The sequence below is a fragment of the Ruegeria sp. YTSA075 genome (genome assembly GCF_059610245.1).
The window spans coordinates 14,688-27,855 of the sequence record NZ_JBXWNG010000001.1 but is presented as its reverse complement, the minus strand read 5'-3'; the positions used below and the strand labels follow the sequence as shown (position 1 = coordinate 27,855).

Here is a 13,168-nt window from a genome sequence, read left to right as displayed (position 1 = left end):
CCTCACCTAAAGGCGTTAGTTCGTATTTGTATCTGCCTGCACGTCCAGGGTTGCATAACCCTCGGGCAGGTCAATTTCGTAGAATGTATACGATAGAGTGATCGTATGCACATACTTCGCTTCCAGATCCTCGACCAGTTCAGGGTCGACGAAGAAGGTAACCGGCATCTCAACCCGTTCGCCAGGTTGCAGCACCTGTTCCTCAAAGCAGAAACAAGCGATCTTTTGGAAATACCCACCTGCCGAATAAGGCGCCACATTGTAGGATGCCTGCCCGGCAATCGGGCGATCGGTTGGATTGTAGGCCTCGTAGAAGGCCAGTCCGGTCTCACCGATGCGCACTTCCATTTCACGTTCGACGGGCTTGAACTCCCAAGCCATACCCTTGGCTTTGGAGGCGTCGAAGCGCACCGTAATCGTGCGGTCCAGAATGTCATCAGGGGCGGCCTCAGCCACACCCGTCGTGCCACCAAACCCGGTGACACGGCAGAACCAATCGTAAAACGGTACCGCAGCCCAGGCCAGGCTGCCCATCAGGATCACAACCCCGACCGTCTGCAAAACCGTTTTCTGAGGACCAGACATCGCCATCAGTTCTGTATCTCCTGCGTGGCCATACCGAAATCGGTACCGGACACTTTCACAACCGTCAGGCCAAAGATGATCACGATAAAGGCCGCCAGCGTCAGGCCGACGCCAAGATTGCGGCCAAAACGGCGCTGATGCAATTCGTGGCTTTTGCGCAGGCTCATGACCAACCTCCCAGACCGTAAGGCTTCAGCAATGCCTCAACCAGAATGGCACCGAAGTGAAGGAACAGATAGAGCAGCGACAACTTGAAGAAAGAGCGTTCAACCTTGAAGTTATCCGCCTCGGCGTCGTCTTCACTGCGACGCGATATCTGCCAGGCGCCGCGCAGGAACAAGGCGTTGAGGATGATGGAAACCGTCAGGTAAATCGGTCCACCGATGCCCGAGAACGCTGTGCCGATAGCCAGCAGGGCCAGCAGCACGGTATAGGCCAGGATATGCCAACGGGTCGATTTGCGGCCATGGGTCACGGTCAGCATCGGCACGCCCGCATCGTCATAGTCCGAACGCATAAACAGCGCCAGAGCCCAGAAATGCGGTGGCGTCCACATGAAGGTCAGCGCGAACATCAGCCAGGGTTCAATAGACATGGTGCCGGTCGCGGCGACCCAGCCAATCACTGGCGGGAACGCGCCCGCAGCGCCTCCGATGACGATATTCTGCGGCGTCGTGCGCTTCAGCCACATCGTGTAAACGACGACATAGAAAAAGATGGTGAAGGCCAGAAACGCGCCTGCAAACCAATTGGTTGCCAGCCCCAGCATGATCACCGACAGGCCCGACAGCGTCAGCCCCAGCGCCAGTGCTTCGCCTGCGTCGACTTTCCCCGACGGGATGGGTCGGGACTTAGTGCGTTTCATGACGCGGTCGATATCCGCATCCCACCACATGTTCAGCGCACCGGAGGCGCCGCCACCGATGGCGATGAACAGAATCGCGCAGAAGCCCACAAAGGGATGCACCGGGGTTGGCGCCGCCAGCAGGCCAACCAGAGCCGTGAAGACAACCAACGACATCACACGCGGCTTCAGCAGGGCGAAGTAGTCGCCAAAGCTGGCCTCGTCCGCCTTAGCGGTCGCAATGCTGGCATTGATGCTTGCGTCGGTCATTTCAGGTCCTTTAGGGCGAAAACTGCGCGATTTTCCGCGCAGCCTGCTCGTTCTTGGCAGATGGGCTTATCCCACCCGGATGGCTATCAGTTAGAGGCCACCTGATAGGCTTGCGGCAGCCCCGCATACTCATCAATGGCACCTTGCAGCCACTCTTCATATGCCTCCTCGCTCACCACTTTTACGGTGATCGGCATATAGGCGTGGTCCTTGCCGCAGAGCTCCGAACACTGACCAAAGTAGATGCCTTCTTTTTCGGCTTCAAACCACAGTTCGGCCAAACGTCCGGGTACACCGTCCTGTTTCACGCCGAAGGATGGAATGGTCCAGGAATGGATCACGTCAGAGGCGGTCACCTGCATGACAACAACCTTGCCAACCGGAACGACCACGGCGGTGTCGGTGGCCAGCAGCCACTCATCATCACTATAGCCCGCATCGGCCAGTTTAGCGCGCATGGCATCATCCAGAACAAACGGGGTGACTTCGGCATCTGCAGGGCGGGCACCTTCGTCCAAAGTTGCCGGGTGGCCCAGCAGATAGCTGTCAAAGGCAAAATCATGGTCGACATATTCGTAGGTCCAGTACCACTGGTTGCCCACAACCTTGATCACCACGTCCCCTTCGGGAATTTCCTGCTGCTTGAACAGAACCGGTAGCGAGAAGGCACCAATAAAGACCAGAATCACGATCGGACCCAAGGTCCATGCTATCTCGACCGGGGTATAGTGTGAAAAGCGCGCCGGGGTCGGGTTGACGCGCGAATTGTAGCGCACAATGCAGTAAACCAGCAGCGCCGCCACAAGGATACAGATGGCGGTGATGATCACCAGAATCATGTTGTCCAACTTGTGGATACCTTCAGCAAGGCTGGTGGCTGCTGGCTGGAACCCAAGGCCGCCATCGACCGGCTTGCCAATGATCTCAAGGTCCTGAGCCATGGCGGGAAGGCTGGAGAGGGCTGTCATAAACCCCGAAAGCATCAAAGCATTCTTCATGTTCTGTCCTGATCGTTTGATCTTTGCGTCTCTCGCGAAAAGGTGTGAATCGGTCGCACCTCTCCCGTTGTCTTTGGCCGCGTTAAAAACCATATTCCTGCTGGTAGATAAAGCAAAATGCTTGCGTCAAACAGACGCTATTTTTGATCTGGATCAAACCCGAAAGGTTCCACCCCATGACTCAGGCCCCGTTTCGCCCGTTTGAAAGCGCCCTTCCGCAGGATGAAGCGCTGGCAATTTTGCAATCGGCAACCGCCGGGGCCGAGGATGGAGAGCTGTTTGTCGAGCGTCGAAAATCAGAATCACTTGTTTTTGATGACGGACGGTTGCGCACCGCATCTTATGACGCATCCGAGGGGTTTGGCTTGCGTGCGGTCCAGGGCGATGTCGCGGGCTACGCGCATTCCACCGATGTCTCGGTCCCGGCGCTGAAACGGGCAGCCGAAACCGCGCGCCTTGCGGTCGGGGACGGCGGTGGGACGCTGGCTGAGGCCCCGCGCGCCACGAACACACGGCTCTATACAGATGAAGACCCGATAGAATCCGCTTCCTTTCCAGTAAAAATCGAAACACTGCGTGAGATTGATGCCTTCGCCCGCGATTTGGACCCGCGCGTTGTGCAGGTTAGCGCCACAATCGCGGCAACCGTGCAAGAGGTCGAGATTTTGCGCCCGGACGGCGTGCTGGTACGCGACGTGCGCCCCATGACTCGGGTGAATATCTCGGTCATCGTCGAGCAGAACGGTCGCCGCGAAAACGGCTCGGCCGGCGGCGGAGGTCGCGTGGGACTGAGTGGGCTGATCGACCCTGTCGACTGGCAGGGCAAAGCCCGCGAGGCTTTGCGGATCGCGCTGGTCAACCTTGAGGCTATCCCCGCCCCTGCCGGAGTGATGGAGGTGGCGCTTGGTCCCGGCTGGCCCGGCATCCTGCTGCACGAAGCCATCGGACACGGGCTCGAAGGCGATTTTAACCGCAAGGGCAGCTCGGCCTTTGCCGGGTTGATGGGCCAGCAGATTGCCTCAAAGGGCGTGACCGTTGTGGACGATGGCACCATCGCAGATCGGCGCGGCTCGATCAGTGTGGATGATGAGGGCACACCAAGTTCACGCACTGTGTTGATCGAAGACGGCATTCTGACAGGCTATATGCAGGATCGCCAGAACGCCCGCCTGATGGGGGTCACGCCTACCGGTAACGGGCGGCGCCAAAGCTATGCCCATAAGCCGATGCCTCGGATGACAAACACCATCATGCTCGGCGGCCAGGGCGATCCGGCTGCTTTGGTCGCGGCAATCAAAGACGGTATCTGGGCCGTGGGCTTTGGCGGAGGTCAGGTGGACATCACCAACGGGAAATTCGTCTTTTCCTGCACCGAGGCCTACCGGGTGGAAAACGGCAAAATCGGCGCGCCGGTAAAAGGCGCCACCCTGATCGGCGACGGCCCCTCGGCCCTGAAACGTATTCGAGGGTTGGGCAATGACATGGCACTGGATCCGGGCATGGGCACCTGCGGCAAAGACGGCCAATGGGTTCCTGTCGGTGTCGGACAGCCGACCGTCTTGATGGACGGGTTGACCGTTGGCGGCTCTGCCACCTGAGTCGGAATCATCAGTTTCCGGGGTGCTCTAGGTTAATGCGGCCTGCCTGAGCGGCAGCGCACCTAGGGCGGCCAGCCAAATGCGCCCAGAAAATCTGCTTGGGTTTTTTGTCTCGTTATCAGGAGGATAACGCAATTTAGTACCAATGGGTACAAACGAAACACAGCTAATTTTCATCGATTTACAGGCTGTTAACCCGCCCTGACGTAAACCAGTTTTGCAATCAGGCGGAGCATCGGATGACCGAAGAGCAGCTTTCTTCCAATCACCCCCCACTCCCACCCACCACGGAAGAGGACCGGTTTTCCTGGCTCCGTCTGTTGCGCTCACGCAAGGTTGGTCCGGCGACGTTTCGTCGGCTGTTGCGTGAACATGGCTCGGCGCAGAACGCGCTGGCCGCGCTGCCAGAAATGGCACGCGCTGCCGGGATAGAAGGGTATGAAATCTGCCCCCCCGGCGTGATTGAGGCGGAGCTCAAGGCCGCAAAAGCCGCAAAAGCGCGGCTTTTGTGCCTTGGGGCCGCCGATTTTCCACAGGCGTTGAATGATCTGAATGATGCCCCGCCGATCCTTTGGGCAATTGGCGATGTTTCGCTTTTGCATAAACCCGCCATCGCGATAGTTGGTGCCCGCAACTGTTCATCATTGGGCGCGCGGATGGCGCGCGGATTGGCGAAAGAGCTGGGGCAAAAGGATCATGTCATCGTTTCAGGCCTGGCGCGCGGCATTGATACTGCAGCGCATATGGCGTCGCTTGAGACAGGGACAATCGCCGTCATGGCGGGTGGTGTCGATGTCATCTACCCGGCCGAGAACACAGAACTCGCCCACACTATTGCGATCAAGGGCCTGCGGCTGTCCGAGCAGCCGATAGGCGTAACCCCACAGGCGCGACATTTCCCGCGCCGCAACCGGATCATATCGGGGCTGGCTCAGGCCGTGGTTGTCGTCGAAGCCGCCGCGAAATCCGGCAGCCTGATCACGGCGCGGGATGCTCTGGATCAAGGGCGCGAGGTTCTGGCGGTGCCCGGACACCCGTTCGATGCACGCGCCGCCGGATGTAACCCGCTGATCCGAGACGGGGCGACTCTGGTCCGATCCGCAGAAGATGTGATCGACGCGCTGCCACCAAATCAGTCCAATCTGTTCCCCCAAAACGAAACGGGAGGCGAGACAATCGACTCTGCCCCTGCCAAACCAGCGGATTTGCATGATGAGGTATTGCTGCGCCTGGGCCCGTCGCCCATAGCCGAAGACCAGCTGATCCGCGACATCGCCGCAAGCGCAGGCGAAATCGGACCGGTCCTTGTTGATCTGGAGCTGGAGGGACGGATTCAACGCCAGCCCGGCGGGCTGTTGTCACTGGCCAGTTGACCGCTAAACCTATTGTTTCAATCCGTGCTTAATGGTGGGATTCGGCACATCAGCCCTGGCGCCAAAGGAACGCATTGACAATTCGATCTTGTCGCACACATCTTGCACGGCCATAAAACGCGCAAAGTCTGTCGAGCAAGGATTCCTCTTAAATGCCCGTAGTTGTTGTAGAATCTCCTGCCAAAGCCAAAACGATCAATAAGTATCTTGGTCCGGACTACACGGTTTTGGCCTCTTACGGGCATGTTCGTGACCTGCCGCCAAAGGATGGATCGGTCGATCCGGACCATGAATTTTCGATGACATGGGAAGTGGGCAATGACAGCCGCAAACATGTCAAAGCCATCGCTGATGCGCTGAAAGAAGACAACGCGCTGATTCTTGCGACTGACCCGGATCGCGAGGGCGAGGCGATCAGTTGGCACTTGCAAGAGGCGTTGACCAAGCGCCGCTCGATCAAGAAAGACACGCCGGTCAGCCGCGTCACCTTCAATGCCATTACCAAAGAGGCCGTGACCGAGGCGATGCAGAACCCACGCCAGGTCGACATGCCGCTGGTCGAGGCCTATCTGGCCCGCCGCGCGCTGGACTACCTTGTGGGGTTCAACCTGTCTCCGGTTCTGTGGCGCAAGCTGCCCGGTGCGAAATCCGCAGGCCGCGTACAATCTGTCTGTCTGCGCCTGATCGTCGAACGCGAGATGGAGATCGAAGCTTTCAAGCCGGTGGAATACTGGTCAGTTCGGGCGCTGTTCGAAACCCCACGCGGCCAGACCTATGAGGCCCGTCTGGTCACCTTAGCGGGCAAGAAACTGGACAAACACGATCTGGCCAATGCCACGCAGGCCGAACTGGCGGTTCAGGCGATCACCAGCCGCGCGCTGAGCGTGATCTCGGTCGAAGCCAAGCCCGCCGCCCGCAACCCCAGCGCGCCCTTCATGACCTCGACCCTGCAACAAGAGGCCAGCCGCAAGTTCGGCATGGGCGCGCGTCACGCGATGCAAGTGGCGCAGCGGCTGTATGAGGCGGGCTACATTACTTATATGCGGACCGACGGCATCGACATGGCCCCCGAAGCCGTGGCTGCCACTCGCGACACGATTGCTGACAGATATGGCAGCGAATACGTGCCAGACCGCCCGCGTATGTACAAGAACAAGGCCAAGAACGCGCAGGAAGCGCACGAATGTATCCGCCCCACGGATATGACGCGCGATGCCAAGGCGCTGAAGGTCACCGATGAAGATCAGCGCAAGCTTTATGATCTGATCTGGAAGCGGACCATCGCGTGCCAGATGGCAGCAGCGCGCCTTGAGCGGACAACGGTTGAGATCGGCAGCGACGACGGGCAGGTTGGCCTGCGCGCGACTGGTCAGGTTGTTCTGTTCGATGGCTTCATGCGCGTTTATGAAGAAGGCCGCGATGACGTGGCCGATGATGATGAAAAGCGCTTGCCACAGATCATGCAGGGCGATCCGGCGAAATTTGCCAAATCTTCGCTGAAGGATCAGGTCTCAAAGGCAGAAGACAAGGCCGCCATCCTATCCGATAACGAATCCGTTCTGGCCCTGCAGCATCACACCCAACCTCCGCCACGCTATACCGAGGCCACATTGGTCAAGCGGATGGAAGAGTTGGGGATCGGGCGGCCTTCAACCTATGCCTCGATCGTGACCACGATTCAGGACCGGGAATATGTGCGTAAAGACAAGAACCGGCTAATCCCCGAAGAAAAGGGCCGGATCGTCACGATCTTTTTGCTGAATTTCTTCCGCCAATATGTCGGCTATGAGTTCACGGCCAATCTGGAAGAAGAGCTGGACGACGTCAGCGCAGGCGGGCGCGATTACAAAGAGCTACTGGGCAAGTTCTGGCGTGATTTCTCGGCCGCGATTGGCGAGACGTCAGAACTTCGGATCTCGGAAGTGCTGGACAAACTGGACGAAGCGCTTGCGCCTCAACTCTATCCGCCACGCGAAGACGGGTCAGATCCTCGTATATGCCCGAAATGCGGGACAGGGCAATTGCATCTGAAAACCTCTCGCACCGGCGGGTTCGTCGGATGCGGCAACTATCCCGAATGCACCTATACCCGTCCGATTGCCGGAGAAGGCGCTGAAGGTGACGAGCGCCTGCTGGGCGAGGATGCTGGTGACGAGATTTGGCTGAAATCCGGACGGTTTGGCCCTTACGTTCAACGCGGCGAACCGACGCCTGAGAACAAGAAGCCCCCCCGTGCTTCGCTCCCACGTGGGTGGAGCAAGGATGACATGGACCTCGAGAAGGCCCTGACGCTGTTGTCCCTGCCCCGCCAGATCGGTGCGCACCCCGAGGGCGGCATGATCAGTTCGAACTTCGGTCGCTTCGGGCCCTATCTGATGCATCAGCTAGCGGATGAGGCCAAACCGGTCTACGCCAACCTCAAAGACCCCAACGATGTGTTTGAAATCGGCATGAACCGTGCCGTCGAGATGCTGGCCGAAAAACGGGCCAACCCGGGGCGCGGGCGCCGCGCCGCTGCAAAACCGTTGAAAGAGCTGGGCGAACACCCCGATGGCGGCGCGATGCAGGTGCTGGACGGGCGCTATGGCCCTTATGTGAAGTGGGAAAAGGTCAACGCGACCATTCCCAAGGACATCAAGCCCGAAGATGTGACGCAAGAAATGGCCATCGAACTGGTTAACGAGCGCGCGGCCAAGAAAGGCACCAAGAAAAAGGCGGCACCCAAAAAGAAGGCTGCCACCAAGAAAACCACCAAAAAGGCGGCCGGGTAGGTAGAAATACCACCACCCCCTTGGTTTCATTGACTTCCCAATGACGTGGCGGCACAACCTGCCCATCACCATGTCATTGGGGGAGTTTTCCATGAAGAAAGTCTATGCCAATGCCGCTGAGGCGCTCGACGGAGTGCTGTCGGATGGCATGCTGATTGCGGCGGGCGGATTCGGCCTGTGCGGCATTCCTGAGTTGTTGCTTGAGGCAATCAAGGATTCGGGCGTCAAAGACCTGAGCTTTGCGTCGAATAATGCCGGTGTGGATGATTTCGGAATCGGCATCCTGCTGCAGACCAAACAGGTCAAAAAAATGATCAGTTCTTATGTCGGTGAGAACGCGGAATTCATGCGCCAATATCTGAGCGGAGAGCTGGAGCTGGAGTTCAATCCCCAAGGCACACTGGCCGAACGGATGCGCGCGGGTGGTGCTGGGATCCCCGGTTTCTACACCAAAACCGGCGTCGGTACCGTGATAGCTAACGGGAAAGAGCACAAAGACTTCAATGGTGAGACCTACATCCTTGAAGAGGGTATCTTTGCCGATCTGGCCATCGTGAAGGCCTGGAAGGCCGATGACACCGGCAATCTGGTGTTCCGCAAGACCGCCCGCAACTTCAACGTTCCTGCCGCCACCTGCGGCAAGATTTGTGTGGCCGAAGTGGAAGAGATTGTTCCGCGCGGTTCACTGGACCCGGATTCTATCCATCTGCCCGGCATCTATGTGCATCGCATCATCCAAGGTAGCCATGAAAAGCGTATCGAACAGCGCACCACTCGCAAGAAGGAGGATGCATAATGCCCTGGGATCGGAACCAAATGGCCGCGCGCGCGGCAGAGGAACTGGAAGACGGCATGTATGTGAACCTCGGCATCGGTATTCCGACGCTGGTGGCGAACTATGTGGGTGACAAGGACATCACGCTGCAATCCGAAAACGGTATGCTGGGCATGGGCCCCTTCCCGTTCGAAGGTGAGGAAGACCCCGACCTGATCAACGCAGGCAAGCAGACGATCACCGAACTGTCCCGCACATCCTACTTCGACAGCGCGACATCCTTTGCCATGATCCGCGGCGGCAAAATCGCTGCAGCGATCCTGGGCGCGATGGAAGTGGACGAGAAAGGCGATCTGGCCAACTGGATGATCCCTGGCAAGCTGGTCAAGGGTATGGGCGGTGCGATGGATCTGGTGGCCGGTGTTGGGCGTGTCATCGTGGTGATGGATCACACCAACAAACACGGTGACTCGAAGGTTCTGAAAGAATGCACCCTTCCGCTGACCGGCAAAGGCGTGGTGGATCTCATCATCACAAACCTGGGCGTTCTGGACGTTGTCGAGGGTGGTTTGAAGATCGTCGAACTGGCGGATGGTGTCAGCGAAGACGACATGCGCGCTGCGACTCAGGCCAAAATCGTCGACTAAGTTATCGTATTCAACAAAAGGCCCGCACTGAGTGGCGGGCCTTTTTCAGTTGGCGGTTTGAAACACGCAACCGTCCGAGATCAGATCAGGCGGCGTCGCGCACAGCGCACGCGCGATCTGAAACGCGGCCAGAACCTTGGGAACGTAGTCGCGCGTTTCAACATAGGGTGGCACCCCGCTATGTTTTTTAACGGCCCCCTCACCCGCATTATATCCAGCCAACACCAGAATCGGATCGTTACCGAACTCTTCCATCAGCCAATTCAGGTATTTAACGCCACCAGCGATGTTTTGATCCGGCTGGAAACTATCATTCACACCAAAGCGCGCCGCAGTTGCGGGCATCAGCTGCATCAATCCCTGCGCACCGGCTGAACTGACGGCATCGGCGCGTCCGGCCGATTCGACTGCAATCACAGCAAGCACCAAAGCGGGCGAGACGTTTGTGCCGACTGTTGAGCGCAGAATATCCACGCCCTGTTGCTGTGCGATGGTCTGCAACGTCTGCAGCCTGGGCGATTTCACACTGGTCGCCGATAGGGCTTGGATTGCGTCTTCCAATCGCCCGGCCCGAGCCTGGGCCAAATCCGGCGAGATTCTATCCCAGAAGGCCTTGTATGAGCCCTTGGGGTTGCTTTTAACCCCGACATTCGGCGCCGTGGCTGGCGGAACTTTGGCTTTCTTGATGACTTCAGGCACGACAAGTTCGGCCCCTGTGCTGGGCGCGGATGGTCTTGAGGCATGCTCTTGCGGCGAAATCTGGACGGTCACGCGCGGGCGCTCACCGGGTTTCGGCGCCTTTATCCTTTTATATACACCACGTGGTTCGGGTTCGGTTGCCCCTAAAGGCGCAACACCAACTGTTAGGAACGCCAACACACCGGCGCATTTAAGTGCGTCCCGGAGATTCATTTGCCTGCCTCATGCTCTCTTTTTACGGAAGTTGAACCGCAAAACGCCTCGCAAGGCCAGAAAAACAAAGCGAATTGGGGCAATTTCGCCTCATTTGGCGCTTTTTTGCACCGCCCGGCACGGTGAAACAGGAGTGATCACATATTTTTTCTTATTGTTATCATGCTGTTAATCAATTCGTATCGAAAAAGTTAAATCAAACAGAAAAAAATATGGGTTTGGCCCAATTCCTGCCACGCGTACCCGTCAAACATAAGCCCATACCGAGACGGACTGGAGCGGACCGAGAGAGAAAGCTCTGAAAGACGCCAAGGTTCAACAGACTTTATTAGATCCTTTAGGAGGGACGTAACATGATCAAGTTCATCAAGAACTTCCGCAAAGACGAAGACGGCGCAGTAACAGTTGACTGGGTTGTTCTGACCGCAGCAGTCATCGGCCTGGCAGCCGTTGCATACCAGCAGATTTCGGCTGGCGCGACCGGCCTTGCTGGCGACGTGAACACCGCGCTGAACGGTGCAACCATCTCGACCGGCGACAACTCTGCCGCAGGTGGTGTGACCACAGCTGGTACCGCGACCAACTAAGCAATCGCTTAGTCTTAAGATTTGAAACCGCGCCACACATGGCGCGGTTTTTTATTTGCAAAGCGCTCGGCTGGATTGAGCTGTGCAGTGGGAGGAAAAATGCTAGCTTTCTATGGCGGAATGGATTTCGCACATGGCTGCCTGCACGCACCATTAGCTGTATGATTTTAGTCAATCTTTCACAAACTATGGCACCAAGTGCTATTTTTGGCCCTATTTCCGCCATTCAGATCACGCAAATATGATCTCGAAACTACAGAGTAAGCGACCCACTTCAGTGCCTGGGTCGTAGCAAGCTATGGGCTCGGAGGGGTGAGATGTTGAAGTTTATCAGGCAGTTTTCGCACGACGAAGGCGGCGCTGTAACGGTTGATTGGGTTGTGTTGACGGCCTTAATTATTGGCATCGGATCAGCCCTGTATCTGGCAATCGCATCTGCGACCAACAGCTACGGCGGGAACGTAAACACCGCACTTACATCCGCAACCGTCAGTACGGGCGACAATGACAATGCTGGCGGTTTCACGGCTGCGGGCACCGCTGGTGGCTCCTCATCGGGTGGCGGATCGTCCTCTGGTGGAAGTTCCAGCGGCGGTTCGTCTTCGGGCGGTAGTTCAAGTGGTGGCTCCGGCGATGGCGGCGGCTCGGGCGGCGGCTAAAACAAACTTAGCAACGGTCATTTACACCCAGAACAGAAAACGCCATTGCAAGCTACGCAGGGCGTTTTTTTGTTGCGTTTAGGTCTGTCCTTCGCTGGCCGGAGTTAGAGAACTACTCGTGCAACAGTATTAAGAATCCCGTGCGATTGACTAATTTGTCCCATATTTCGACACAATTGATCTGTAGGAATTATGCTGTTCAAAATTAGTGATACTGTCGCTAACCAGTCGACCGGCGAAAAAGTGAGGTACAAATATGCGAGCGGTATTCGGACTTGTTCTGATTGTCGGGGTGGCTCTGGCGGGGGGCGCTGTCTATATGGCGCGCAACTATATAGCTGAGTACCAGAACGAGCTGGCCCGTCAGAAGCAGGCGGCAGCCGAGGCATTGGCGAATGCTCAGGTCGAGGTCATCCCCACGGTAACTGTTTACGTGTCGAATCGGCCACTGAAGTATGGCGAAGCTCTGACACCGGAAGACGTTCGCGCCGTCGATTGGCCCGAAAACGCGATTCCCGAAGGCACCTTCACCGAGATGGCAGTCCTGTTTCCGGAAATTGGACCGCAGGAACGTTTTATCCTCCGCACGATGGAAAAAGACGAAGCGATTCTAGCGGTTAAAGTCACAGAGCCGGGCGAAAAGGCTGGCCTGACCTCGCGTTTGGAAAAAGGCATGCGCGCCTTCGCTATCAGCGTTGACGTGGCATCGGGCGTGTCGGGTTTCCTGCGTCCGGGCGACAATGTTGATATCTACTGGACTGGTTCGAGTGGCACCGCCGAGGGGTCAGCCGGTGGCATCACCCGCTTGATTCAATCGAATATCCAATTGATTGCTGTCGATCAGACTGCAGGTTCAGACGTGTCGCAAACGACAATTGCTCGAACCGTGACAGTTGCTGCAACACCCGAGCAAGTCGCGGCGCTTGCCCAGGCCCAGAACACTGGTCGGTTGTCTTTGGCACTTGTTGGTGTACAGGATGAATCGGTCGCATCTGCAATCGAAGTTGACCAAAGAAAGCTGTTGGGCATCGAAGAAATCGCGCCTGCGCCTGAAAAGGCGAAAGAGCAGGTCTGCACCACACGCATCCGAAAAGGCGGCGACACGTTCGAGACGCAAATCCCCTGCACAAACTGACGTCAATTCAGAAC

General features: G+C 57.4%; 13 protein-coding genes. 8 read left to right on the top strand and 5 right to left on the bottom strand.

Features of this window, described 5'->3' with window-relative positions; all coding sequences use genetic code 11:
• Nucleotides 1–15: 15 nt before the first annotated feature.
• The 4 genes from AC2FGE_RS00130 to coxB all read right to left on the bottom strand — a co-directional run bounded on the left by AC2FGE_RS00130 (nt 16) and on the right by coxB (nt 2,697).
• A complete protein-coding gene (locus tag AC2FGE_RS00130) occupies nt 16–591 on the bottom strand; it encodes a cytochrome c oxidase assembly protein (protein WP_496817194.1) in 576 nt (191 codons plus the stop codon).
• Nucleotides 591–752, bottom strand: coding sequence for a cytochrome c oxidase system small membrane protein (locus AC2FGE_RS00125; RefSeq protein ID WP_496817193.1), 162 nt, complete (start codon nt 750–752; stop codon nt 591–593). Before AC2FGE_RS00125 ends, AC2FGE_RS00130 begins: the two co-directional genes overlap by 1 nt.
• Entirely contained in the window at nt 749–1,699 is a 951-nt protein-coding gene (gene cyoE, locus AC2FGE_RS00120; RefSeq protein WP_496817192.1) for a heme o synthase, read from the bottom strand. Before cyoE ends, AC2FGE_RS00125 begins: the two co-directional genes overlap by 4 nt.
• An 86-nt stretch (nt 1,700–1,785) precedes the next feature.
• Nucleotides 1,786–2,697 carry a cytochrome c oxidase subunit II gene (coxB, locus tag AC2FGE_RS00115; RefSeq protein ID WP_496817191.1) on the bottom strand — a complete coding sequence of 304 codons (912 nt, stop codon included), beginning with the start codon at nt 2,695–2,697 and terminating at the stop codon, nt 1,786–1,788.
• A 176-nt stretch (nt 2,698–2,873) separates the two neighbouring features.
• On the opposite strand from coxB, the gene tldD reads away from it, so the two are divergent.
• From tldD to AC2FGE_RS00090, 5 genes are all read left to right on the top strand, one after another.
• Complete coding sequence (tldD, locus tag AC2FGE_RS00110; RefSeq protein WP_496817190.1) at nt 2,874–4,295, top strand: metalloprotease TldD; 1,422 nt, start codon at nt 2,874–2,876, stop codon at nt 4,293–4,295.
• Nucleotides 4,296–4,534: 239 nt separating this feature from the next.
• Nucleotides 4,535–5,668: a DNA-processing protein DprA gene (gene dprA / locus AC2FGE_RS00105; protein ID WP_496817189.1), complete on the top strand. Its 1,134-nt coding sequence runs from the start codon at nt 4,535–4,537 to the stop codon at nt 5,666–5,668.
• A 152-nt stretch (nt 5,669–5,820) separates the two neighbouring features.
• Entirely contained in the window at nt 5,821–8,439 is a 2,619-nt protein-coding gene (topA, locus tag AC2FGE_RS00100) for a type I DNA topoisomerase (RefSeq protein ID WP_496817188.1), read from the top strand.
• A gap of 91 nt (nt 8,440–8,530) precedes the next feature.
• The gene (locus AC2FGE_RS00095; RefSeq protein ID WP_496817187.1) at nt 8,531–9,235 is read left to right on the top strand and encodes a CoA transferase subunit A; all 705 of its coding nucleotides are present in this window, start codon (nt 8,531–8,533) and stop codon (nt 9,233–9,235) included.
• The gene (locus AC2FGE_RS00090) at nt 9,235–9,861 is read left to right on the top strand and encodes a 3-oxoacid CoA-transferase subunit B (RefSeq protein WP_353013721.1); all 627 of its coding nucleotides are present in this window, start codon (nt 9,235–9,237) and stop codon (nt 9,859–9,861) included. Before AC2FGE_RS00095 ends, AC2FGE_RS00090 begins: the two co-directional genes overlap by 1 nt.
• A gap of 45 nt (nt 9,862–9,906) precedes the next feature.
• On the opposite strand, the gene AC2FGE_RS00085 is transcribed toward AC2FGE_RS00090, so the two are convergent.
• Nucleotides 9,907–10,773, bottom strand: a complete 867-nt coding sequence (locus AC2FGE_RS00085) for a lytic transglycosylase domain-containing protein (RefSeq protein ID WP_496817186.1) — start codon at nt 10,771–10,773, stop codon at nt 9,907–9,909.
• 353 nt (nt 10,774–11,126) lie between these two features.
• Here AC2FGE_RS00085 and AC2FGE_RS00080 point away from each other — a divergent pair, with 353 nt between their 5' ends.
• From AC2FGE_RS00080 to cpaB, 3 genes are all read left to right on the top strand, one after another.
• Nucleotides 11,127–11,360, top strand: coding sequence for a Flp family type IVb pilin (locus AC2FGE_RS00080; protein ID WP_496817185.1), 234 nt, complete (start codon nt 11,127–11,129; stop codon nt 11,358–11,360).
• A 317-nt stretch (nt 11,361–11,677) separates the two neighbouring features.
• A complete protein-coding gene (locus tag AC2FGE_RS00075) occupies nt 11,678–12,019 on the top strand; it encodes a hypothetical protein (RefSeq protein WP_496817184.1) in 342 nt (113 codons plus the stop codon).
• A 256-nt stretch (nt 12,020–12,275) separates the two neighbouring features.
• Complete coding sequence (gene cpaB, locus AC2FGE_RS00070) at nt 12,276–13,154, top strand: Flp pilus assembly protein CpaB (protein ID WP_496817183.1); 879 nt, start codon at nt 12,276–12,278, stop codon at nt 13,152–13,154.
• Nucleotides 13,155–13,168: the final 14 nt, after the last annotated feature.